At 67.8% G+C, this 24511-nt stretch carries 18 protein-coding genes and 1 tRNA gene; 8 read left to right on the plus strand and 11 right to left on the minus strand.

The window, feature by feature from the left end; translation table 11 throughout:
- Positions 1 to 54: 54 nt before the first annotated feature.
- Positions 55 to 777, minus strand: a complete 723-nt coding sequence (locus tag ACWDTD_RS18095) for a hypothetical protein (RefSeq protein ID WP_449748520.1) — start codon at positions 775 to 777, stop codon at positions 55 to 57.
- Between the two features lie 117 nt (positions 778 to 894).
- Between ACWDTD_RS18095 and ACWDTD_RS18100 the strand changes: the two genes are divergently transcribed.
- Together ACWDTD_RS18100 and ACWDTD_RS18105 are read left to right on the plus strand one after the other, a co-directional pair.
- Positions 895 to 1980 (plus strand): ATP-binding cassette domain-containing protein, encoded by a 1086-nt coding sequence (locus ACWDTD_RS18100; protein ID WP_449748521.1) that lies wholly within the window; start codon positions 895 to 897, stop codon positions 1978 to 1980.
- Positions 1977 to 2819, plus strand: a complete 843-nt coding sequence (locus ACWDTD_RS18105; protein ID WP_449748522.1) for an ABC transporter permease — start codon at positions 1977 to 1979, stop codon at positions 2817 to 2819. Before ACWDTD_RS18100 ends, ACWDTD_RS18105 begins: the two co-directional genes overlap by 4 nt.
- An 18-nt stretch (positions 2820 to 2837) precedes the next feature.
- On the opposite strand, the gene ACWDTD_RS18110 is transcribed toward ACWDTD_RS18105, so the two are convergent.
- Positions 2838 to 6170 (minus strand): BTAD domain-containing putative transcriptional regulator, encoded by a 3333-nt coding sequence (locus ACWDTD_RS18110; protein ID WP_449748523.1) that lies wholly within the window; start codon positions 6168 to 6170, stop codon positions 2838 to 2840.
- Between the two features lie 80 nt (positions 6171 to 6250).
- Between ACWDTD_RS18110 and ACWDTD_RS18115 the strand changes: the two genes are divergently transcribed.
- Complete coding sequence (locus tag ACWDTD_RS18115; protein WP_449748524.1) at positions 6251 to 6766, plus strand: SRPBCC family protein; 516 nt, start codon at positions 6251 to 6253, stop codon at positions 6764 to 6766.
- Positions 6767 to 6787: 21 nt separating this feature from the next.
- On the opposite strand, the gene ilvA is transcribed toward ACWDTD_RS18115, so the two are convergent.
- Genes ilvA through ACWDTD_RS18130 form a run of 3 tightly spaced genes read right to left on the minus strand, consistent with a single transcriptional unit; the run spans position 6788 to position 10600 of the window.
- A complete protein-coding gene (gene ilvA, locus ACWDTD_RS18120) occupies positions 6788 to 7984 on the minus strand; it encodes a threonine ammonia-lyase (protein ID WP_449748525.1) in 1197 nt (398 codons plus the stop codon).
- A gap of 21 nt (positions 7985 to 8005) precedes the next feature.
- Positions 8006 to 9178, minus strand: a complete 1173-nt coding sequence (locus tag ACWDTD_RS18125) for a cystathionine gamma-synthase (protein ID WP_449748526.1) — start codon at positions 9176 to 9178, stop codon at positions 8006 to 8008.
- A gap of 21 nt (positions 9179 to 9199) precedes the next feature.
- Complete coding sequence (locus ACWDTD_RS18130) at positions 9200 to 10600, minus strand: cystathionine beta-synthase (RefSeq protein WP_449748527.1); 1401 nt, start codon at positions 10598 to 10600, stop codon at positions 9200 to 9202.
- Positions 10601 to 10661: 61 nt separating this feature from the next.
- Between ACWDTD_RS18130 and ACWDTD_RS18135 the strand changes: the two genes are divergently transcribed.
- Together ACWDTD_RS18135 and ACWDTD_RS18140 are read left to right on the plus strand one after the other, a co-directional pair.
- Positions 10662 to 11588 (plus strand): SGNH/GDSL hydrolase family protein, encoded by a 927-nt coding sequence (locus tag ACWDTD_RS18135; RefSeq protein WP_449748528.1) that lies wholly within the window; start codon positions 10662 to 10664, stop codon positions 11586 to 11588.
- 69 nt (positions 11589 to 11657) lie between these two features.
- Positions 11658 to 12881, plus strand: a complete 1224-nt coding sequence (locus ACWDTD_RS18140; RefSeq protein WP_449748529.1) for an acetyl-CoA C-acetyltransferase — start codon at positions 11658 to 11660, stop codon at positions 12879 to 12881.
- Positions 12882 to 12966: 85 nt separating this feature from the next.
- On the opposite strand, the gene ACWDTD_RS18145 is transcribed toward ACWDTD_RS18140, so the two are convergent.
- The 3 genes from ACWDTD_RS18145 to ACWDTD_RS18155 form a co-directional block, all read right to left on the minus strand.
- Positions 12967 to 13827 carry a Bax inhibitor-1/YccA family protein gene (locus tag ACWDTD_RS18145; protein WP_449748530.1) on the minus strand — a complete coding sequence of 287 codons (861 nt, stop codon included), beginning with the start codon at positions 13825 to 13827 and terminating at the stop codon, positions 12967 to 12969.
- A 65-nt stretch (positions 13828 to 13892) separates the two neighbouring features.
- Positions 13893 to 14633 (minus strand): TetR/AcrR family transcriptional regulator, encoded by a 741-nt coding sequence (locus ACWDTD_RS18150; protein WP_449748531.1) that lies wholly within the window; start codon positions 14631 to 14633, stop codon positions 13893 to 13895.
- Positions 14587 to 16866, minus strand: a complete 2280-nt coding sequence (locus tag ACWDTD_RS18155; RefSeq protein WP_449748532.1) for an MMPL family transporter — start codon at positions 16864 to 16866, stop codon at positions 14587 to 14589. Before ACWDTD_RS18155 ends, ACWDTD_RS18150 begins: the two co-directional genes overlap by 47 nt.
- A 112-nt stretch (positions 16867 to 16978) precedes the next feature.
- Here ACWDTD_RS18155 and ACWDTD_RS18160 point away from each other — a divergent pair.
- A tRNA-Leu gene (locus tag ACWDTD_RS18160) sits at positions 16979 to 17052 on the plus strand.
- Between the two features lie 79 nt (positions 17053 to 17131).
- On the opposite strand, the gene ACWDTD_RS18165 is transcribed toward ACWDTD_RS18160, so the two are convergent.
- Complete coding sequence (locus tag ACWDTD_RS18165) at positions 17132 to 18220, minus strand: phosphotransferase (RefSeq protein ID WP_449748533.1); 1089 nt, start codon at positions 18218 to 18220, stop codon at positions 17132 to 17134.
- Between the two features lie 261 nt (positions 18221 to 18481).
- Between ACWDTD_RS18165 and ACWDTD_RS18170 the strand changes: the two genes are divergently transcribed.
- Complete coding sequence (locus ACWDTD_RS18170) at positions 18482 to 19249, plus strand: SDR family oxidoreductase (protein ID WP_449748534.1); 768 nt, start codon at positions 18482 to 18484, stop codon at positions 19247 to 19249.
- 76 nt (positions 19250 to 19325) lie between these two features.
- Here the strand turns inward: ACWDTD_RS18170 and ACWDTD_RS18175 are convergent, their stop codons facing one another.
- A complete protein-coding gene (locus ACWDTD_RS18175; RefSeq protein ID WP_449748535.1) occupies positions 19326 to 20681 on the minus strand; it encodes an anaerobic C4-dicarboxylate transporter family protein in 1356 nt (451 codons plus the stop codon).
- A 240-nt stretch (positions 20682 to 20921) separates the two neighbouring features.
- Positions 20922 to 22367: a dihydrolipoyl dehydrogenase family protein gene (locus tag ACWDTD_RS18180; RefSeq protein ID WP_449748536.1), complete on the minus strand. Its 1446-nt coding sequence runs from the start codon at positions 22365 to 22367 to the stop codon at positions 20922 to 20924.
- A gap of 128 nt (positions 22368 to 22495) precedes the next feature.
- Between ACWDTD_RS18180 and ACWDTD_RS18185 the strand changes: the two genes are divergently transcribed.
- Positions 22496 to 24451, plus strand: coding sequence for a sphingolipid ceramide N-deacylase (locus tag ACWDTD_RS18185; RefSeq protein ID WP_449748537.1), 1956 nt, complete (start codon positions 22496 to 22498; stop codon positions 24449 to 24451).
- Positions 24452 to 24511 lie beyond the last annotated feature (60 nt).

The following is a 24511-nucleotide window of genomic DNA, read 5'->3' on the forward strand; positions in this document are numbered from 1 at the left end:
CCGGTCCTTGAGTTCCTCACTGTACTTGCGTGGTGCTGCCATGCTCTCCATCCTTCACAGGTTCGAGAGCCTCCGACAGACCCGGGGCGGTTCACCTGCCGGAGTCTGCGACAGACCTGCCGGAGGCTGCGAGACACCTGCCGGAGGCTGCGGCGGCCGCGACTTCGTCAGCAGCAACCCGAGTCCGTCGAATGCCCACACGATGAGAACGCCACCCACGATCAGCAGGGTGTCGACCAGCCACCACGACAGCCACACCGGACGGACATCGATCTGCAGGTTCCCGTACTGGAGCCACCATTCGACACCGAAAACGTAAGGGATCACCACGATCAGCGATACGGCCGCCCATGGCGTCCGGCGGCGCGCAACGCTCCACGCGGCGATGTAGCCCGTCAAGAACAGCGCACCCGTCCCGTAGAACCAGGCGCGCGCGAAGGTCTGCTGATAGGCCCAGTCCAGGACGGGCGGTGCGGCGAGCACGTAGTGGGTGCCCAACACCGTCAGTGCCACCACCACCGACACGATGCGTCGGATCAGCCCGCGACCCCATATCGCCAAGACAACGACAAACAGGATGTCGGCAAGGAGGTATGACCCGTAGGCGGCCCACTCGTTGTGCCGGCCCATCGAGAACGCCGCGGCATAGAACGGGAGCCTCAGCAGGGGAAGCAGCGCACTCACGATGGTCTGTACCCACCACGGCAGGTTGTCGGGGAACCGGGGGCGGGACGTGCCCTGCTGCGGGACGGGAGGGCCGGGAAACGGTTGGCTCACGCCGTGATGATCGCACGGGTGCGGCAGGTGCGGTGATCGCCGCCGAAGGCCCTGCCCGCGTAACCCGACGAAAGTGCGCGTAAGGCACACGACAGCGCCGAGGCGCATGGTGGTGTCATGACAAGCACAACCACCACCAGCCCGGCCGCGTCGGCGCAGGCCTCGGCACGCAGCGACCTGGCCATCGACGCGCACGGGCTGGTCAAGCATTTCGGATCGACCCGCGCGGTCAACGGAGTGGATCTGGCCGTGCCGACCGGCTCGGTCTACGGCGTGCTCGGCCCCAATGGTGCCGGGAAGACCACCACGGTCAGCATGCTCGCGACCCTGCTGCGGCCCGACTCCGGGACCGCCTCAGTGTTCGGCTTCGACGTCGTGCGCGACGCCGTGGCCGTGCGCTCGCTGGTGGGCGTCACCGGGCAGTACGCCTCGGTCGACGAGGATCTCACCGCAACCCAGAATCTCGTGGTGTTCGCACGGCTCCTCGGGTTCTCGCGGCCGGCCGCCAAGGCCCGCGCCGCCGAACTGCTCGAGGAGTTCTCCCTCACCGAAGCCGCCGACCGCCCGCTCAAGAACTTCTCCGGCGGCATGCGCCGGCGACTCGATCTGGCGGCCAGCCTCATCGACACCCCTCCCCTGCTGTTCCTGGACGAACCGACCACCGGCCTCGATCCCCGCACACGCGCACAGATGTGGGAGACCATCCGCGCGCTGGTGCGCGGCGGAGCCACCGTATTGCTCACCACCCAGTACCTCGACGAGGCCGATCAGCTCGCCGACCGCATCGCCGTCATCGATCACGGCAGGGTGATCGCCGACGGCACCGCCGACGAGCTCAAACGCTCGGTGGGCGCGAGCACCCTGCAACTCACCCCCGTCGACCATGCGTTGACTCCGCGCGTGGCAGAGATCGTCGAATCAATACTCGGCGAACAGGTCACACTGAGCCCCGAAGCCGCACGTGTGACGGCCACACTCCATCACCCCGACCGCGTGCCCGACGTGCTGATCACGTTGCGTGACAACGGCATCGCCATCGACGAGATCAACGTGCAGAAGCCCAGCCTGGACGAGGTGTTCCTCACCCTCACCGGAAAACCGGCCGAATCCGACGACGACACCGCCGACAACCCCACCACCGACGACCACACAACCCACAGCCACACCACTCACAGCCACACCACCGACGAGGCAACCCGATGACCACCACAGTGACACCCGCAACCGCCGCGTCGCCGACAGCGATCAGCACACGCGACGTCCGCTCCCAGGCAAAACGGTCGGTGACGCTACGCGAAACCGTCTCACAGTCGTTCACCATGGCCTACCGCGGCATCCTGAAGATCCGGCACAATCCCGAGCAACTCTTCGACGTGACGCTGCAACCGATCATCTTCACCGTGATGTTCACCTACATCTTCGGCGGCGCGATCAGCGGCAACGTGCACGCCTATCTGCCGGTGATCATCCCGGGCATCATGGTGCAGACGGTCATCACCACCTCGATCGTCACCGGCACCCAACTCCGTGAGGACATGGACAAGGGCGTCTTCGACAGGTTCAAATCCTTGCCCATCGCACGCATCAGTCCGCTCGCCGGTGCGCTGCTCGCCGATATGATCCGCTACCTGATCGCAGCCACTCTCACCATCGTGATGGGCATCATCATGGGCTGGCGACCCAACCCGCTGGGTGCCGTCGCCGCGGCGGCTCTGGTGATCGTGTGCAGCTTCGCACTCTCCTGGATTTTCGCGCTGATGGGTTGCGTGATGAGCAAAGCCTCGGCGGTGCAGGGAATCTCGATGCTGGTTCTGTTTCCGTTGACCTTCCTGTCGAACGCCTTCGTGCCGCCGGACACCATGCCGGGCTGGCTGCGAACCTTCGTCAATGTGAATCCGGTCAGCCATCTGGTGACCGCGGTCCGCGAGCTCACCGCCAACGGTCACGCCGGCATACACGTGGTGTGGTCGCTGATCGGGGCGGCGGTGATCATCGCGGTCTTCGCGCCCCTGGCGGTGCGCGCCTACATGCGAAACACCTGATCAGACACCAACACCTGATCAGACGACAGTTCTCGACGCCAGGACGGCCTGCAGTTCGTCGGTCGCCTGGCGTTGAGGCATTTCCACAACGCGATGCAACGCCCGCTCCCAGTCCGCGGAATCGAGTCCCGACACCTCTTCGCTGCGCCGCAGCCCCTCATCGAGGGTGCGATAGTCGCGGCGGGCGTACAGCTTTCGGGCCAGCGCAAGAAAACGAACACCATCGCGGTGGGTGTCGGGCTCGGTACACCAGACGTGGCCCAACGCCAACGCGGCCGTGCCCACCTGGGGCAGATCCCGCCAGCCCCAGTCGCTGAAGGTCTGCCGTACCCCGTCGGCGAGCAGCGGCACGAACTCCCGCGCTCGCGCCTCGGCGCCGACGAGCGAGAGACCGACGGTCGCCACCGAGAGCAGCATCACCAGTCCGGGGTCCTGGGCCCCCAACGGGTGTTCGCGGATCAGCAGCACACCGGCACGAAAGTACAACTCTTCGGCCACATCCCGCGCACCACGGGCGAGTTCGAGGTCGGCCAGCGCCACCATCGTCAGGCCGATGATCTCCGGGTTACCCTGCGGGTCGGGTTGCGACGGCGTCCAGCCGTCGCACACGATGTCGAGTTCGGTTGCCGCCTCGACGGTCCTGCCGAGCGCGGTCAACGACGCCGACCGGTAGCACCGGGCCTGCAGTTCATCCTCGTCGGCGCCGAGCTGGTCGAGGGCGGCCACCGCGGCACCGTAGTGCGGTAGCGCCCGTGCCCACTGTCCCTGCTGACCGAGGATGCCTCCGAGCGTCATCTCGTTCATCGCGATGAACCACTGATCGGTGCGGTCACGGGTCATCTCGTGCAGTCGTAGACCGTCGGCCAGCGCACCGTCGAGGTGTCCGAGGTTCTCGCGCAGGCCCATACGCAGCCCGGTACCCGCGCGGGCGACGTCGTCGTGGGGTGAACGGGTGGCACGCACCACGTGCCGGACCGCGCCGAGCGCAGTGCGACTGAGCACCATCGCGCTCAGCAGTTCCATGGTGTCGGCGTACGTCTCGTCGGGCCGGTGCAGCCGGCGCAACGCGAGCCGGGCCACGCCGACGGCGCGCCCGACCTTGCGCATCATCATGTGCGACGTCCCCCAGAGCACCGCGGCCTGCCATCGATGCCGTTCGGCGTCGTCGGGGGCCCGCGGCGGCGCCGGCAGCACCCGCAGGACGCGCTCGCCCCAGGTCAGCACCTCAACGTGCAGTCCGCGGACCGACCACAACGCACTCAGCATCGGATACACGCCGACGATGGTGTCGACCATCTCGGCATCGACCTCGGGAAGTTCGTCATAGCGACGCAGCCGCGGACTGTACTGCGACGCATGCGCACGGCGTAGCACCCACAACAGGTTCTCCACTTCTCGCGCAAGCGATTCGAGCAGCACACTGTCGGGCACGTGTCGCTCGTAGGCGGCCTGCAGGTCGGTGCAGAAGCCGCGCGCCCACCGGGCCATCTCACGGTCGATGCCGGCGGATCCGGCGTCGGAGAGTTTGCTGTCGGCGAACTCGCGGACCGTCTCGAGCATCCGGTAGCGCATCTGGCCGTCGCTCTCGGCCACCGTCAGCAATGACTGGTTGACCAACGCGTCGAGATCGTCGAGCAACGCAATGCCGTTCTCCCCCAACACCACCGACGCGGCGTCGGTGGTGAATCCGGCCGGGAACCGGCTGAGCCGCCGCAGCGCGTCCTGCGCCCCCGGGTCCAGCAGTTCCCAACTCCACTCGATCACCGCGTACAGCGTCCGATGCCGGTCGGGTGCGGTGGGATCGGCGGCCCGCAGCAGTGAAAAGCGTTCGGCCAGAAGCGCACCGATCTCGTCGACGGTCATCGACCGGGTGCGGGCGGCGGCCAGCTCGATCGCCAGTGGTAGTCCGTCGAGGTGACGGCACAGATCGGCCACCGCATCCGCGGGCAACCGCACGTCGGGGCGGACCGCCCGCGCGCGGGCGCCGAACAGTTCGACCGCGGGGCCGGCGGCGGCGATGTCCAACGGCGGCAACAGATAGATCTGTTCGGCGCCCAGCATCAGCGGCGCCCGGCTCGTCACCACCACACACACCTGCGGGTCGGCGGCCAGCAGGTCGGCGACGACGCGCGCGCAGCGGCCGATCACCTGCTCGCAGTTGTCGAGGATGACCACGGCACGACGGCCGCGCAGGGCATCGACGAGGCGATCCTCGAGGTCGCCGACGGCCAGCCGGGGACGGCCGGAACCGCCGATGTCGGTGTCACCGACGCCGAGCGCACCGGCGATCGCCGGCACCACGTCGTCGTCATTGCGGATCGGGGCGAGCGGCACATAGAACACCGTGGCGCCGTCGCCGGCGAGTTCGGCACCGACGCGGTTGGCCACCCGCGTCTTGCCGACACCACCGGGCCCCTGGATGGTGACCAGCCGCTGCCGGTCGAGAAGCCCACGGATGGCGGCGATGTCGTCGTCGCGGCCGACGAGTTCGGTGGTCTCCACCAGCAGACCGGTGGTGCGTGCCCGCCGCCGGGCCGCGCCGGTGGCGTCGTGACCGGGCGGGGGCGCCGCGGCATCGGGACGGTCGGCCGAATCACTCTCGTCGAGCAGGCGGAGGTAGAAGTCCGACACCTGCCGTCCCGGGTCCACGCCGAGGTCTGTCGACAGCCGGCGCCGCAACCGCGTGTACACCGCCAACGCGTCGGCGATGCGTCCTTCGCCGGCCAGTGTCCGCATCAGGTCGAGGTGCGCGACCTCATCGAGAGGGTCTGCCCGGCAATACTTCTCGGCGATCTGGCGGGCGGTCGCGAAGTCGCCCGCGGCCAGTGCGATCGGGAGTCGGCCGCGTTCGATTTGCTCGCCGAGTCGCGCCGTGCGCGCACGGAGTTTGCTCACCAGCCCGCCGGGTCGGTCATCACCCAGGTCGTCGCCGGGAGTCCCACGCCACCACTGTTGCGCGGCCCGCAGATCGGCTTCGGTGCCGCGCGAGAGCAGCTTCTCGACGATCTCGAGGTCCGTGCGGCAACCGACCAGGCGGTAGCCGTTTCCCGACGCCTCCACCGAGCCGTGCCCGAGGGTCTGCCGCAGCCGGGAGATCTGGGTGTGCAGCGCGGCGCCCGGCGAGCGCGGCGGGTCGGCTCCCCATACGTCGTCGATGAGGCGTTCGGCCGACAGGGTGCGCCCGTCGGCCAGCGCCAGCGCCGCCAGCAGTCGCTTGGCCCGCACACCCGGGACCGGTCGCATCGACGGCGGCGTCGCGGCAGCGTCGTCGCGGCCCTCGTCGGGCGAGAGCGCACCGATCTCGACCGGGCCGAGCAGGCCGATCAGTGTGTGATCGTCGGGGGCGGACACTGTGCAAGGTTAGCGCCACCGACGAGCACCTATCGCCGAGCGCGCCTGCGACGCCGCGGCACGGTGTATGAATGTGGGTCATGGCCCGCAGCTATGAACTCGACCCCGTCGACCTCGACTTCTTCGACGCCGCGCCCACCGGCTATGTCATTGACGTGCATCTGCCGGTGTCCCCCGAGCGCGCCTGGGCGGAACTCACCCGCCAGCGCACCCTGAACTGGTGCCGGGCCATCCGGTCGATCGAGTTCACGTCACCGCAGCCCTACGGGGTGGGCACCACCCGACGCGCCGGGCTGGGTCCGGGGGTGACGCTCACCGAGTACTTTTTCGACTGGGTGGAGGAGCCGTCAGAACACCACTACCGCAACGCTTTTCATGCTGTCACCGCGACCGTTCCCGGTATCCGGCGGTTCGGTGAGCTCACCGAGGTGACACCGGCCGACGTCGGCTGCCGACTCGTCTGGCGGTTCGGACTCGAACTCGCCACGTCGGCGAAGGCCGTCGCCCTGTTCTCCGCGCCCACCTCGGCGTCGGTGTTCAAGACCGTCGAGACCGACACCATTCGGTACTTCGCCACCCTGCGACCGCAGCTCTGAGCGCCTCGTCCGTCGTACGGTTCAGCGCAGGAAGCCTGCCCGGGCGAGCGCGGCCCGCACCGCACGCTGATGATCGGCCCCGCGGGTTTCGGCGCTGACCGTCACCTGCACCTCACCGAGTGCGAGGCCCTCGGCCACCCGCGAATGCACCACGTCGACCACGCTCGCCCCCTGCTCGCGCAGCAACTCCAGCAGCGAGATCAGGCCGCCCGGGCGGTCGGGGATGATCGCGGTCACGGTGAGGAAGCGGCCCGACGCGGTGAGGCCGGCGGTGGTCAGCTGGGAGAGGACCAACGGGTCGATGTTGCCGCCGGAGGCGATGACGCACACCGGACCCCGCAGCGCGAGATCACGGTTCATCAGCGCCGCCACACCCGCCGCACCGGCGGGCTCCACCAGCAGCTTGGCGCGTTCGAGCATCAGCAGCAACGACGTGGCGAGTTCCTCCTCGGAGACCGTCACCACGTCGTCGACGAGTTCGCGGACATGGGCGAACGGCACCTCGCCGGGCAGGGCCACCGCGATGCCGTCGGCCATGGTGCTCATCCGGGCCGCCTTGACCGGCGACCCCTCGCGCAGCGACTGCGGCCACGCGGCGGCCTGCTCGGCCTGCACCCCGATGATCCGTACGTCGGGGCGGCGCTGTGTGACCGCTGCCGCCACACCCGCCAGCAATCCGCCGCCCCCGAGCGGCACGATGATCGACCCGACGTCGGGCATCTGCTCGAGGATCTCGACGCCGACGGTCGCCTGGCCCGTCACGATGTCGACGTGGTCGAACGGATGGATCAGGACCGCGCCGGTGCGCTCGGCGTAGGCCCGCGCCGACACCAGCGATTCGTCGATCGTCTCACCCTCGAGCACCACCTCGGCGCCGTAGGCACGCGTCGCTGCGATCTTCGGTAGTGCCGCCCCCACCGGCATGTACACCCGCGAGGTGATGCCCAGCGAACTCGCCGACCAGGCCACGCCTTGCGCGTGATTGCCCGCGCTGGCCGCCACCACACCGTTGGCCCGCTCACCCTCGGTGAGCCGCGAGATCCGCAGGTAGGCGCCGCGCGGTTTGAACGAGCCGGTGCGCTGCAGGTTCTCGCACTTGAGCCACACCTGAGACCCGCAGCGTTCCGACAGCACCCGGGAGGCCACCATCGGCGTGCGGCGGATCACCGGTGCCAGGGCGACGACGGCGTGGTCGATCTCCGATGGGGTGATCAGCATGCGATCAAGGTACGGCCGGAGCTACTGCAGTGCCTGCTCGAGGTCGGCGAGGATGTCGTCGACGTCTTCGATGCCGACCGAGAGCCGCACCAGGTTCTCGGGCACCTCCAGCAACGAACCCGCCGTGGAGGCATGCGTCATCGCGCCCGGATGCTCGATCAGCGACTCCACCCCGCCGAGCGACTCCGCGAGGGTGAACACCTCGGTGCGTGCGCAGAACTTCTTGGCGTCCTCGATCCCGCCGCTCACCAGCACCGACACCATGCCGCCGAAGCGCTTCATCTGCTTGCCGGCCACCTCGTGACCCGGATGCAGCGGCAGTCCCGGGTAGAGCACGCGGTCGATCTTGGCGTGTCCGGAGAGATAGTCGGCGACCTTCTCGGCGTTGTCGCAGTGCCGGTCCATCCGCACCGCGAGGGTCTTGATGCCCCGCATCGTGAGATACGCGTCGAAGGGACCGGGCACCGCGCCGGAACCGTTCTGCAGGAAGGCCAGTGCCGCGTCGAGTTCCTCGTCGTTGCACACCAGCGCGCCGCCGACCACGTCGGAGTGCCCGCCGAGGTACTTGGTGGTGGAGTGCAGCACCACATCGGCACCCAATTGCAGCGGCCGCTGCAGGTAGGGAGTGGCAAAGGTGTTGTCCACCACGAGCTTTGCCCCGGCGTCGTGGGCCACGGCCGCCAGCGCCTCGATGTCGCCGACATTGAGCAGCGGGTTGGTGGGCGTCTCCACCCACACCAGCTTGGTCTGCGGGGTGATGGCCGCGCGCACCGCGTCGACATCGGTCACCGGCGCCACCGAATAGGTGATGCCCCACTGGGTGAACACCTTGTCGATGAGCCGGAAGGTGCCGCCGTAGGCATCGTTCGGGATCACGAGGTGATCGCCCGGGCGCAGGGCCGCGCGCAGCATGGTGTCGGTGGCGGCCATACCGGAGGCAAACCCGCGGCCGTACGTGCCGCCCTCGATCGCGGCGACGTTGGCCTCGAGTACCCGTCGTGTCGGATTTCCGGTACGAGCGTACTCGAAACCGTCGCGCAGATTGCCGACGCCGTCCTGGGCGAAGGTGGAGCTGGCGTAGATCGGGACGTTCACCGCCCCGGTGCGCGGATCGGGATCGTATCCGGCGTGGATGGCGTCGGTGGAGAATCCGCGGGGCCGGACGTATCGGCTGCGCGGCTGCTGATCGGTCACGTGCACTCCTCGCTGGGCGGTTCAGCCCGCAGTGATGGTCGGGTGGGTGCTGACGAAGGCCAGCAGATCGTGGCGGGTGATGACGCCGATCGGTTTGCCGTCCTCGACCACCATCAGGGCGTCGCTCTCCGAGAGTGCCTTGGTGGCCGCCGACACGGGCTCACCGGATCCGATGAGCGGGAACGGTTCTCCCATGTGCGCCGACACCGGGTCGGCGAGGCTGGCGCGGCCCTCGAACACCGCGCTGAGCAGATCGCGTTCGGTGACCGCGCCGGCCACCTCGCCGGCCATGACCGGCGGTTCGGCGCCCACCACCGGCATCTGCGACACCTCGTACTCCCGCAGGATCTCGATGGCGTCGCGCAGGGTCTCCGACGGATGGGTGTGCACCAGGTCGGGCAGGCCGCCGCTCTTGCCCCGCAACACATCGCCCACCAGCGGCTCGGCCCTCGACCCGTCGAGCGGGGTGCGCAGGAATCCGTAGCTGCTCATCCATTCGTCGTTGAAGATCTTGGCCATGTAGCCGCGCCCACCGTCGGGCAGTAGCACCACCACCAGGGAGTCGGGTCCCTCACGCTGCGCCACCTGCAGCGCCGCCACCACCGCCATACCGCACGAGCCGCCGACGAGGAGACCCTCCTCCCGGGCCAGCCGCCGGGTCATGTCGAACGAGTCGGCGTCGGAGACCGCGATGATCTCGTCGGGCACGGTGGGGTCGTAGGCCTCGGGCCAGAAATCCTCGCCCACGCCCTCCACCAGATACGGCCGACCGGTGCCGCCGGAATACACCGAGCCCTCCGGGTCGACGCCCACCACCTTGACGCGGCCGTCGGACACCTCCTTGAGGTAGCGGCCGGTGCCGGTGATGGTGCCGCCGGTGCCGACGCCCGCGACGAAATGGGTCACCTTGCCGTCGGTGTCGTTCCAGATCTCCGGGCCGGTGGTCTCGTAATGGCTCTGGGGTCCCGCGGGGTTGGCGTACTGGTTGGGTTTCCAGGCACCGTCGATCTCACGGACCAGACGGTCGGAGACGCTGTAGTAGCTGTCGGGATGCTCGGGCGGCACGGCGGTGGGGCACACCACCACCTCGGCGCCGTAGGCGCGCAGCACATTGCGCTTGTCCTCGCCCACCTTGTCCGGGCACACGAACACGCACTTGTATCCGCGTTGTTGCGCCACCAGCGCCAGGCCCACCCCGGTGTTACCGGAGGTGGGCTCGACGATGGTGCCGCCCGGCCGCAATTCCCCCGACTGCTCGGCGGCATCGACCATCCGCACCGCGATGCGATCCTTGCTGCTGCCACCCGGATTCAGGTACTCCACCTTGGCGGCCACCAGACCGGAGCCGGGCGAGGTCACCGAGTTCAGCTTGACCAGGGGGGTGTTGCCCACCAGATCGACGACATGATTGGCGATGCGCATGCGTCCATGGTCCCAGAGCGTCGGAAACAGGTCACATCCGAGTTCCGACTAAGCTGACGTCGTGTCCGAATCGCGTCGCGCCCTCCGCGATGTGGGAACGGCAGCCACGGCGACGGCCGCCGGCGCAGGCGCCACCTGGGCGGCCTACAACGTTCTGACGTGGCAGGCGCAGAAGGCGCGCACCGTCATCCCACACCGCACCGACAACGCCCCCAACGGCGACGGCCTGTACCTACCGGACGGTCGCGGACCGGTGCGTGTGTCCCGTGGTGACCGCGCCGACCTGCATCTGACGGTGTTCGGCGACTCCACCGCTGCCGGGCTCGGCGTGGATTCCGCCGAGGACACACCCGGGGTGCGGGTCACCCGGCGGGTGGTGGCCGAGACGGGACGCTCGATCCGCTTCAGCAACAAGGCCATCGTCGGGGCCACGTCGAAGGGGCTGGCCGCGCAGATCGACGCGATGCTCATCGCCGGTGAGCGCCCGGATGTGGCGGTGATCCTCATCGGCGCCAACGACGTGACCGCGCAGAACGGGATCCGGGCGTCGGCGCAGCGTCTGGGTGCCGCGGTGCGCCGGCTGCGCGAGATCGACGCCCAGGTGGTGGTGGGCACCTGCCCCGACCTGGGGGTGGTGACCGCGATCCCGCAGCCGCTGCGCAGCGTCATCAGGCGGTGGGGACTGCAACTCGCAGCCGCCCAGCGAGGAGCAGTGCGTGCCGCGGGCGGGCGCGCCGTCCCGATGGCCGATCTGCTGGCCGAAGAGTTCAGGACCCGTCCCGAGCACATGTTGTCGGCCGACAATTTCCATCCGTCGGCCGCCGGCTACGAACTCGCCGCCGCCATCCTCACCCCCGAGGTGCTCGCCGCGATCGGCGAGTGGGGTCCGGGGCCGCTACCGGAGCCGCCCGAGGTGTCGGAGGCGGTGGAACAGGATCGGCTCGTCAACCGGCTGCGTCGATGGGGTGCACCGCTGGTCGGACTGTGACGATCGGAATGCGGTGACGATCCGACTGTGACGATCACCGCTCGTCACCGGTGCAGTAACGTGATCCACATGCCTGAAGCCGTCATCGTCGCCCATGCCCGCTCCCCCATCGGCCGCGCCGGAAAGGGATCCCTCAAGGACGTTCGCCCCGACGAACTGTCCCGCCAGATGGCCACCGCACTGCTGGCCAAGGTGCCCGAACTCGACCCCGCCGACATCGAGGACATCCACTGGGGCATCGGCCAGCCCGGCGGGCAGGGCGGCTACAACATCGGCCGCGTGCTGGCGGTGGAACTCGGCCTCGACCACATTCCCGGCGTCACGGTGAACCGCTACTGCTCGTCGTCGTTGCAGACCACCCGCATGGCGCTGCACGCCATCAAGGCCGGCGAGGGAGACGTGTTCATCTCCGGCGGCGTGGAGAGCGTGTCGAGTTTCGGGATCTCCGGCGGCGCCGACGGCGCCCCGAACTCCAAGAACCCGGTCTTCGACGAGGCGATCGCCCGCACCGAGCGCGCATCGGAGGGTGGGGCACCCGCGTGGCACGATCCGCGCGAGGACGGCCTGCTCCCCGATGTGTACATCGCGATGGGTCAGACCGCCGAGAACGTCGCAAGCTTCACCGGTATCTCCCGCGAAGACCAGGACCGCTGGGGTGTGCGCAGCCAGAATCGGGCCGAGGACGCGATCAAGGCCGGGTTCTTCGAGCGCGAGATCGATCCGGTGGCGCTGCCCGACGGCACCCTGGTGACCGCCGACGACGGCCCGCGCGCGGGCACCACCTACGAGAAGGTGTCGCAGCTCAAGCCGGTGTTCCGGCCCGACGGGACGATCACCGCGGGTAACGCGTGCCCCCTCAACGACGGTGCCGCCGCGGTACTCATCATGAGTGACACCAAGGCCGCCGAACTGGGCCTGACCCCGCTGGCCCGCGTGGTGGCCACCGCGGCCACCGGCCTGTCGCCGGAGATCATGGGCCTCGGGCCGATCGAGGCGGTGCGCAAGGTGCTGCGGATCGCCGGCATGTCGATCTCCGACATCGACCTGGTGGAGATCAACGAGGCGTTCGCGGTGCAGGTGCTCGGTTCGGCCGACGTACTCGGCATCGACCACGACAAGCTGAATGTGTCCGGCGGGGCCATCGCCCTGGGCCATCCGTTCGGGATGACCGGCGCGCGCATCACCACCACGCTGCTCAACAACCTGCAGACCCACGACAAGACGTTCGGCATCGAGACGATGTGCGTCGGCGGCGGTCAGGGCATGGCGATGGTGCTCGAGCGCCTCAGCTGAAACAACCGGAGGTACACCTCAGACAAACCGAGGCCCCGCACTCGTCATCGGAGTGCGGGGCCTCGGTGCGTCTGTGGCGAGACTGCTAGTTGCTGGAGTTGAAGTAGCTCAGCAGTCGCAGGATCTCGACGTAGAGCCACACCAGGGTGACGGTCAGACCCAGGGCGACACCCCAGGCGGCCCGCGCCGGTGCGCCGGCGTGAATCAGCTTGTCGGCGGCGTCGAAGTCGACGAGGAAGCTGAACGCGGCGAGCGCGATGCAGATCAGCGAGAAGATGATCGCGATGGGACCACCGTCACGCAGGATGCCCGCGCTGTGGGTGAACAGACCCAGGATCAGGTTGCCCACCATCAGGACGATGACGCCGATCAGGCCGGCGAAGAGCATCCGGGTGAAGCGCGGGGTGACGCGAATCGCACCGATCTTGTAGACGAGCAGCATGCCGAAGAACACGCCGAAGGTGCCGAGTACCGCCTGACCGATCAGCGCGCCCGCGCTGACGTCGCTCACCATCCAGTTCGCGAAGACGAACGAGATGGACCCGACGAACAGGCCCTCGAAGGCCGCGTACGCGAGCACGATGGCCGGGTTGTCCTGCTTGCGTCCGAACGACGCGATCAGCACCAGCACCAGGCCGGCGATGGCGCCGACACCCATGAGCAGGCCGGCGAGCGCGTTGTTGTAGCTGCTGAGGGCGTAGCTGGCGATGGCCGTGATGACCAGCACGCCAAGGGTGATCGCCGTCTTGGTGACGACGTCGTCGATGGTCAGCTGACGCGAGGGCGCCTGCGGCGGCGCGTACTGCTGCGGGATGGGCTGGCCGTACTGGTTGTACATGGCGGCCTGTCCAGCTCCGGCCATGTTGGTACCGAAGCCGGCGTATCCGCCTGGATTCTGGTTGTCGCGGACCACGCCGCGCATCACCGGGTTGCTGCTGTCTCGCACAGGGGCTCCTTGTCAGACCTATGTCTCGTCTCGTCAGACGAATGTCTTGTCAGACGTATGTCTCGTCAACGGGGGTCGACCCGTTCGAGTTCCGACTTTACCTTCTCTTGACCATCGGCGGTGTCCGGCGACCCGCGATGGGCGTCCAGGAAGTCGCCGACCTGGTCCGGACAGCGTAGTTCACCGGTGCCGAGCATCGCTCTGCCCAGGCACACCGAACGCAGTGTCCGCTCGGCCAGCGCGAGATCGGCGCCCCACGCCAGCCCGGGTTTGGTGATCATCAGGGACGCCACCCCGTGCGCGGCGGCCCACAGTTCGAGCACCACGTCGTGCACCTCGTCGCGGCCGAAGATGCCGGCATCGGCCATCTCGGTGACCGTGCCGGTGAATCGCACGAACGCCGAGACGGCCAGCACCTCGTCGACCTTGGACTGCTCGCTGATCGTCATGTTGTGGAAGGCCTGCCGGTAGAGCACCGGGGTGGCCAGGGCGAAACGGATGTAGGCCAGGCCCATCTGCAGCGACCGTTCCAGTGGATCGTCGATCCCGTCCGACGCTTCGGCCAGCCACGCGTCGAGTTGCTCGAAATAGCGGGCGCAGACCGCGTCGAGCAGCGCGTCCTTGTCGGCGAAGTGCAGGTAGATCGACGGAGGCGTCACCCCCACCCGCTGGGACACCGCGCGGATGGACACCGCGGCCGAATCCGCCGAGTCGAGCAGGAGGTCGGTGGCGGCGTCGATGATCTCCTCGGCGAGCAGCTCACCGGAGCCGCGCGGTGACCGGGTCCGTCGTGCGATCTTCTTCACCATTCTCCTGTGCGGGTTCGCGCTCCTGCGCCGGCTCCTCGGACAGACCGAACCGGTCGTGCAGGCGGCGCAACGGGCCGGGCGCCCACCAGTTTGCCCGCCCGGCGAGTCGCATGAACGACGGGACGAGCAGCATCCGGATCAGTGTCGCATCCATCAGCACGGCCAGGGTGAGGCCGACTCCGAACATTCGCATGAACGAGACCTGCGACGCAGCTATTCCGGCGAAGACGATGGCCATCAGCAGTGCCGCGGCGGTGATCACGCGGCCCGTCTTGGCCAGGCCCATCGCAACGGCGCGGTCGTTGGCCGCGCGGGAGCGATCCGATGCCAGCCACTCCTCACGGATACGGCCGAGCAGGAACACCTCGTAGTCCATGGACAGACCGAAGGCGATGCAGAACATGAGCACCGGCATGGTGGCCACCAGGTAGCCGGTGGCCGTGGTACCGAGCCCGCCGAGGTGGCCCTCCTGGAAGAACCACACCATCGCACCGAACGTGGCCGACAGCGAGAGGACGTTGAGCACCAGCGCCTTGAGCGGCAGCACGACGCTGCCGGTGAACAGGAACAGCAGGATGAACGTGGCCACGGCGATGAGTCCGAGCACCCACGGCAGGTAGTGGTAGATGGCGTCGACCGTGTCGACGTTGGTGGCCGCCGCTCCGGTGAACAGCACGGCGAGCCCGGCCGGCGCCGACACCGCGCGCAAGGCGCTCAACTGGGCCTCGCCTGCTGCACCCATGGGTTCCTTGTTCGTCGACACGGTGAGGACGCCGACGTCGCCGCGCAGATCGTCGGGGCTACCCGGCGCGACCGGCCGTCCGTCGACGAAGGTGCCCGACGCACTCGACACGGAGTTCACGCCCTCCACGCGGGACAGATCGCGGGCGTAGGCGGCGCGCGCGTCGGCGGATACGTCGCCGGTGGCCACCACGGTGATCGTGGACGACAGGTTCTGGGCGTAGTCGTCGCGGATCTCCTGCTGGATCTGATGGGCGCTCGCCGACGCCGGCAGCACCCGGTCGTCGGGGAACCCGAACTTGATGGAGAAGAAGGGTGCACCCAGGACCACCAGGACGAGCACCACCGCCACCCCGACGGGTGCCGCGTGGCGCAGCACCCAGGTGGCCGCGCGATACCACCACCCCTCCTCGATCGGGCGGTTCTGCGCGGGTGCCCGGCGCAGCAGTCCGCGCACGCTCAGGGAGTCGATGCGGCCACCGAGCACCATGAGCACGGCGGGGGTCACGATCAGCGACGCCACCGCGGCGACGGCCACCACGCCGACACCCGCGTAGGCGAAGGACCGCAGGAAATACATCGGGAAGATGGCCAGTGCGGCCAGCGACAGCGCCACCGTGACCGCGGAGAACGCCACCGTGCGCCCCGCGGTGGTGAGGGTACGCACGATGGCATCGGGTCTGTCGCGTCCGTTGGCGACCTCTTCGCGGTAGCGGGTCACCAGCAGCAGCGTGTAGTCGATGGCCAGCGCCAAACCCATTGCGGTGGTGAGGTTCAGCGCGAAGATCGACACGTCGGTCACCGACCCGATGAGGCGCAGCATCGCGAAGGTCACCACGATCGCCACGATGCCCACGCCGACGGGCAACGCAGCCGCGATCAGGCCGCCGAACACGACGATCAGCACGAGGAAGCTGATGGGGATGGCGATGGCCTCGGCGATCGCGAGATCACGGGTGGTCTGGTGGTTGATCTGCTGGTACACCATGGCCTGGCCACCGACGCGGACGGTGATTCCGTCGCGGGTGCCGCTGAAACGCTTCTCGATGACCTCGGCGTGTGCGGGCGCACGCTCCTCACCACCGTCGAGCGAGACGATGATGAGCGCCGACTCGCGGTTCTTGCTGAGCAGGGCGGGTGCGAGGGTGGGGTCCTGCCACACGGACAGGATGGGTTTCTGGATGTAGTCGAGCCTGCCGAGCTCGTCGACCATCGACCGCCCGACCGCGACGGCGCGGGGATCGGTGGACATGTCGGTGCCCGCGGGTCCGTCGAGCTTGAGCACCACCTGCAGCCCACCCCGCGCAAAGGTGTCGTCGAGGACGTCGGCGGCGCGTGCCGACTCCGAATGCGGGTCGCTGTAACCGCCCGGGAGGAGGTGCTGCGAAGCAGACGCCCCGTACAGTCCGCACAGAACCAGGACCAAGAAGGTCACGGCGAGAACGGTTTTCGGCGCGCCGATGACGACGCGGGTAAGACGAGCCAGCATGGTGGACTCCAGCCGTGGACGATGACTTACCCGCGTTAAGTTATCAGGGTTAAGTCACAGGGGTCAATGGCCTGTCCGACATTGGGACCACACGTGGCATGCTGATCACCGCGCCCCTATAGCCCAATTGGCAGAGGCAGCGGACTTAAAATCCGCCCAGTGTCGGTTCGAGTCCGACTGGGGGCACTCATACCAGGGGGGCACTCACACCAGGGCACTCATCACCGCGGGTGGCGCATCGCGTGGCCCACACGCAACGCAACGCTCAGTGGGTCGTCATCGTGCCCGAGACCTCTTCGATGGCGCCCATCGTGTCAAGGTCTTCGGCGGCGGAGAGGAACCGCTGGGTGAATGCGTGTACCGCTTCGGCGGGTTGCATCTCCACCGGTGTTGCGAGCCACACCAACAAGCCGTAGAGCGGCTGTGCCCGGTACTGAAGCCATGCCACGTCCTCCGGGATGTTGATCTCGTACTTGGCCAGCTCCGCCAGGTAGCCCTTGACCAGATCCCGTTCGTGCGCGCGACGGTCCTCGGTGGACAGCGATGTCGAGAGGAAGTAGCTCACATCGAGCGCCCAGCAGCCCTTGCGTAGCACCTGCCAGTCAACGAATATCGGTTCGCCAGTGAGGTGAAAGCCGAGGTTCTTCAGGTGCGGGTCGCTGTGGAGCAGAGTGCGGGGCTCCTCCGCGTCATAACGGAGCAATGCCCCGATCGCACGCTTGACCCGCTCGGAATCGCGCAGCGCCTCGGGTACGGAGAAGTCGAACACCGAACCCTCGGCGAGCTTTTCGCTCGCGTAGTCGGAGAACATCTTGATGGCGTCGGACTGCGGCCCCTCATTGGGTGTCCACACCCATTCGAGTTCGTCGAGTGTCGGAGAGTTCCAGAAGTGCGCGTGATAGCGGGCCATGGCCGTCAAGACGGCTTCTGCGCGAACAACATCGATGGGTTCCTCGGCCTTGCCCCAATCCGCCAGAACCACATCCTCGAGCACCAGAACAAACGAGCCGTCCTCGTCGCTGAGCTCGGCGTGCAGGCACCGCGGCGTTGGGATGTCGACCGCGGGGAGGACGTCGTTGAAGAACTTGACCTCCGCGTGATAGATGCCTGCCGCGGTGAACAGTTCACCGAACACGTTGTCGAAGTTGGTCTTCACGAACAGTTGTGTCGGCAGGTCCGGCGACGGGTCCGCGTACTGCGCAGTGAGTCGTAGCCGGGTGGACGTCCCTTGATCAACCTCGTCGACCTTTAGCGATGTGACGGTCGTGCCGGGGTACTTCGAGGCGAGAACCCCGGTGAGCCACTCGGCGGTGAAGTCGGATTTCTGGGCCGGAATCCGGGGCGATGTTTCCACAGTGCTGCGCCTGTCTGCACGTTCAGTGCTTTAAGAGATTAATAATTGCACTACTACCGCACCACTATGAGGTAGATCTCCCTTGGGTGTCAATATGTTGTGTGCAACAACTGGACCGCACGCGGTCCTGGACCGAAGCCCAATTCAAAGGTCGCGGTGAGTACTGCTGCCTCGACGTCGACGGGGACGGGCGGCCGCTACCGTTGACGAACGCCGGTCGTCGAGACCGATGAGAAGGCGGTTCTTGAGGAGGCGGGACTGGTGACGACGGTGGTGTTCGGTGCGAGTGGTGAGCTCGGTGCGCTTCTCGCCGACGAACTGGAACGACGGGGCGAGAAGGTGGTCCGCGCGCAACGGTCGTCGGGAGTCGACGCCTACGCGGGAACGGGCGTGAGCAACGCGTGCGCTGGAGCGGACACCGTGATCGACTGCACCAACGTGACGACGATGCGCGGATCGAAGGCCGTCGACTTCTTCTCGACGGTCGCGCGCAACATCGCCGAGGCCGCCAAGGCCGCGGACGTGCGACGAGTCGTGTGCGTGTCGATCGTCAACGCCGCAGACCCTGCGGTGAACGCGAAATTCGGCTACTACCAAGGCAAGGCGGCGCAGGAGAAGGCCTACGCCGACGAATGCAACGCCGGGCAATTGCAGATCGTGTACTCGGCTCAATGGTACGAACTCGCCGGGCAGACGCTCTCGCGCATGACAGTCGGTCCAGTCGGGGCCATACCGCATATGGTGTGCCGACCGCTCGCCGCGGCCGACGCAGCAGAGTTGATCGCCGACGCAGCACTGTCCGACGATGCGTCGGACAGACAGATCGCCGGACCGCAGGAGCACGATCTCGCGGATCTCGCGCGCGTCATCGCCCACCGCAACGGATCACCCCGGTGGGTTCTGGCGATGCCCTTCGGCGGAAAAGCATTTCGCGACGGCGGACTGTTGCCCCGCGGGCAGTTCGAGCAGGCCTCCACCACATTCAACGAGTGGCTTGCCGCACCATCACACACCACAGGTGATCGATAACCGCGACCGCCTCCGCTGGGGAACCCAGACTCTTAATACCCGGATGCACCTACCGCCCTGCCGTCAGTACACCCCGTCAGTACACGAGCAACTGCACACCCAGACCCACCGCGACGGAGAACACCGCACACAGCATCATCGGGATGAAGAACGATCCGTTCAGCAGGAAGGAACCCTGTCGCGTCGAACCCGTCTTGTCGGTCAGGATGCACGCCTGTCCCAGGCCGCTCATCGACGCCAGCAGGTTGTTACCGACCGTGGCACCGAGCATGCCGGCCATCGGACCCACGCCCAGACCCGCGCTCAGCGCCGCGGGAATCAGAATCGACACCGAAGCGGACTGACTCTGGATCAACGCGGTCAACAGGAACAGGATGAGCGCGAACAACACCACGGACACGCCGACCGCGCTGTTGACGAAGCTGACCACCTGATCCATGTGGTCGTTGAGGATGGTGCCGGCCAGTACGGGCACCGACACCAGTAGCAGCACCGCCACCAGACCCGTTCCGATGATCGATTCGTCGAGCACCCTGTTGGTTTTCACCTTGCACAGCACCATGATCAGGCCGGCGACGGCGAACATGATGATCGGGATGATGAACGACATCGACACGGTGGCCTCGGCCAGCGTGCCATCTGCCCGGGACACCGCGTAGGTGGGACGCAGACTCTGGAAGAGCCCCAGCACCACACCGACGACGACGCCGATCAGGAAGATGTAGGCACTCCACGCCGCCCGTGGCGGCAGCGGCTCGCGCTCGGCGTCGCTGACCGCCTCATGAGGCAATTCGACAAGACCCTCGGCGAGTCTGCGCTGGTACTCCGGATCGTCCTCGAGGTTCTTGCCGACGCGGGACATGACCAGCGACGTGAGGACGGTCGCGGCGAGTGTCGAGGGGACGGTGACCAGCAGGATCTTGCCGAGCGAATTGCCCTGGGATTCGGTCATGTTGAGGAAGATGTAGGTCACTGCCGCAACCGGGCTGGCCAGAAGCGCCATCTGACACACCGTGGTCGCCGTGGCGAGGATACGTTCGGGCCGGATCTTCGCCGAATACGAGACCTCGTACAAAATGGGGATCAACGCGAAGGTGATGTTGCCGGTACCCGACATCACGGTGAAGAGCCACACCACCAAGGGACCGACGACCGGGATCTGTTTCGGATGCTTGCGCAACGCTTTCTCGGCCAGACGCACGAGGTACTCCATGCCACCGGCAGCGCTCATCGCCGCACTCGCGGTGATCACCGCGAGGATGACGAAGATCGCCGTGATCGGCGGTGAGGCCGGTCGCAGTCGCATGAACTCGACGAGGATGAAGACCGATACGCCGGACATACCGACGAGTGCCATCGGGCCGTACTTCGCTCCCAGCACCAAGGGGATCAGGAACAAGGCGATCTGTGCGATCACATAAAGGGCGTACACGTGATTCCCCTTCGAGGTTCCGCCCGAAATCCGGAGATGCACCCGGGCACTGAGCGACGACCACGGTATGGCCGGGTCGCGAGGCAGATCGTATGGCGCCCGCGGCCGCCGGCCGTCCCGCATGCGAGATGACGACGCGATTTGCGGCACTGATGGCACAAATCCGAATCAGTTCCGAAGAACCCCGCACTCATCCGGATCGAGCGAGCCGCGACGTCACGTGCCGCGGGCAGTTCCGTCTCAGCGCAGATTCTCGAGCAGCCGTAGCCAGACCTCACTGACCGTCGGATAGGCCGGCACGGCATGCCAGAGGCGTTGCAGCGGAACCTCGCCGACCACGGCAATGGTCGCCGCATGAACCATGTCGTCGATGCCGGGGCCGACGAAGGTGGCTCCCACCACGACGTCGCGGGCACGATCGATCACCAGCTGCGCGTGCCCCTGATAGTCGGCGGCGGCCAGCGACGAACCGGCCACGGCGATGTCCAGGCTCGACGTCGTCACGTCGAGTCCCGCCGCGCGTGCGGCACGTTCGGTGAGTCCCACCGAGCCGACCTGGGGGCGGGTGAACACCGCCTGCGGCACCGCTGTGTGGTCGGCGCTCGCGCGGAACCGCTCGGCGTCGGTGGGCAAACCCGCGGCGCGCGCGGCGATCACATCGCCGGCGACGCGCGCCTGGTACTTGCCCATGTGGGTCAGCGGTGCGCGCCCGTTCACATCCCCCACCGCGTACAGCCAGTCGAGTCCGCCCACATTGAGGTGGTCGTCGACGTCGAGCGGTTCACCACCGTCGATGCCCACCGTGTCGAGCCCGATGTCGGCGGTCGCCGGTCGCCGACCCGCCGCCACCAGCACCTCGTCGACGTCCATGATGTCGTCGGGGCGTCCGTCGGAATGCGTCACGGTCAGCCGCACCGGTCCGCCGTGAATCCGGCCGTACCCGGTGTCCGCCGCCTCGGGCCGGACGGCCTTCGAGAACGAGGAGCCGAACTCGACGCGCACCCCGCGTTCAGTGAGTGCTGTCGAGACTCGTTCTCCGGCAAAGGGTTCCATCGAGGTGAGGAGCGTCTGCCCGCGTATCACCATGGTGACCTGCGCGCCGAGGTCGGCCAGCCAGGTGGCCGCCTCGCAGGCCACCACGCCACCGCCGAGCACCGCGATCCGCTCCGGCACCTCGACGAGGTTCGTGGCGTCGCGCGACGTCCAGGGCAGCGCATCGGCCAACCCCTCGATCGGCGGAACGGTTGGCGTGCTGCCGGTGGCCAGCACCACCGCCTCGCGGGCACGCAGGCGCCGGCCATCCGCCTCGATCTCACGTTCCCCGGACAGCACCGCCCGCCCCCGCACCACGTCGATACCGGCGCCGTCCGCCCACTGCACCTGAGAAGCGTCGTCACGCTGATGGGTCATCTGCGATCGCCAGCGGAACAGTGCTCCCGAATCCGGGCGGGTCGAGGCGATCTCGGGTTGCGCGGCAGGAAGCGCAGCCGCGGCGTCGAGCGCGGCACCGGCGCCCAACAGCGCCTTGCTCGGCATACAGGCCCAGTAGGAACACTCGCCGCCGACCAGTTGACTCTCGACGAGCAGCGCGGTCCTGTCGCTGCCACGGATGGCGTAGTCGGCAGCGTTCTCTCCGGCCGGTCCGGCCCCGATCACGATCACGTCATAGGTGTCTGTGGACGTCATGATCTCCACGGTAGGCGCGTTCGGCGGTGACGGTAGACACAAACCGACCCTCGCCAACAGCGCGGACTTGCGCGCACGCTGACCCGAAACCCGGCACACGCGGCTCGACTGTGCCACCGTGTCAGGTCATGCGGGTCGGGCTGCGGAACAGGTCATCAGCGGGACGTGCGGTGCGCGCCGCACTCGGAGCGCTCACGGCAGTGGTCTGCGTGGCGGTCGGCGGCGTGATCACCACACCTGTCGCGTCGGCCGCCGGCCCCACCCGCGACGACGTGTACGCGCTCGCCGGCTCCTGCGTCACGATCACCACCGCGGACGGTCGTCCGGTCGGCGGCCGGCCCGGGCCGGTGTTCGTCGAGGCGGCGGGGCTCAGCCGCTTCCTGCTCTACCGCGCCGACCGGTCCCTCGTGGTGCCCGGACGCGGCGGCGCCACCGTCTCGTCGGCACCGGTGTCCGACACGGCGGTATGGACCGTCGATCCCGGCACCTCGGGCTACATTCTGCGCGCGGGCACCGGGCCGGTCCTGACGAACGTCACGATCACCCGTGCCAGCGGATGCACCCCCTACCCCGATGCCCAGATCAACGTGACCGGCGCACCCTTCACCGGCACCGATGCCCACGGCGATCTGCGTGGCTTCGTCGATTCCCACGCCCACCTCATGGCCGAGCAGTTCCTGGGCGGAGAGTTCTTGTGCGGCAAGCCCTACAGCCCCCTCGGAGTGACCGACGCGCTGCGCGACTGCCCCGACCATGCGCCCGGCGGCCTACCCGCGGTGTCCGAACAGGTACTGTCGCGGCCCGGGCCACACGACACCGTCGGCTGGCCCACCTTCCGTGACTGGCCGCGGTGGGACTCGCTGACCCATCAACAGACCTACTACCGGTGGATCGAGCGCTCGTGGCGGTCGGGCCTGCGGATGATCCAGAACTACTACGTCCAGAACCGTGTGCTCTGCGAGAAGTACCCGCTGCGCGATCAGCCGTGCAACGAGATGGAGTCGATCCGCATCCAGCACCGGATGCTGCTCGGCATGCAGGACTACATCGACGCGCAGGCCGGCGGGCCGGGCCGCGGCTTCTTCCGCATCGTGTCGAGCGCCGCCGACGCGCGGCGGGTGATCGCGCAGGGCAAGCTCGCGGTGACCCTCGGCATCGAGGTGTCCGAACCGTTCGGCTGCAGCGAGGTCGGCGGGCGCGCGCAGTGCGACCGCGCCGACATCGATCGCGGCCTCGACGAGCTCAAGCACATGGGCATCCGGCAGGTGATCCTCACCCACAAGTTCGACAACGCCTTGGGCGGAACACGATTCGACCAGGGAGCAACAGGCGCCGCAGTCAACACCGGACAGATACTCTCCGACGGGCATCCGTGGCAAACCCAACCGTGCAGCACCGACCAGCACGACAATCCGGCCGTGGGCTATCCACGCGATGCCTGCAACGTCCGCGGCCTCACCGCGCTCGGCGCCTACACGGTCGGCGGCATCATCTCCCGCCACATGGCCATCGACATCGACCACATGAGCGTCAAGACCGCCACCGGCGTCCTCGACATCGTCGACCGGCGTCACTATCCGGGTGTGGTGTCGTCGCACACCTGGACCGACAAGAGCAACTACCGCCGCACCCTGGCCGACGGCGGCATCGTCGGATTGTTCGAGACGCCCGCCGAGGCCGAACCGGGCGAGACCGGCAGACACGGCGACCTGCCGCCCGACTTCCTGTCGGCCTGGCGGGTGCTGCGGGCACAACGCTCCGCCGACCACTACTTCGGTGTGGGTTTCGGGCCCGACATGGGCGGCCTCGGTAAGCAGGCCCACCCACGACCGTCGGCGCGCACCCGCCCGGTGAGCTACCCGTTCCGCGGCGCCGACGGCACCACCCTGATCGACCGGCAGGTGACGGGCACCCGTGTGTTCGACGTCAACACCGACGGGACCGCGCACTACGGTCTGCTGCCCGACTGGATCGAGAGCCTCCGCATCCAGGCGGGACCCGACGGCCAGACCCTGATCGGCGATCTGTTCCGGGCCGCGGAGGCCTACACGCGGTTCTGGGAGCGTGTCGAGACCTACCGCTGAGCCGCTGCCGGGCGAGGACCGATGTAACGAGCGGCATGTCGTTAGCGACACTTTCGATAT

The sequence above is a fragment of the Gordonia sp. NPDC003425 genome, from assembly GCF_053588635.1.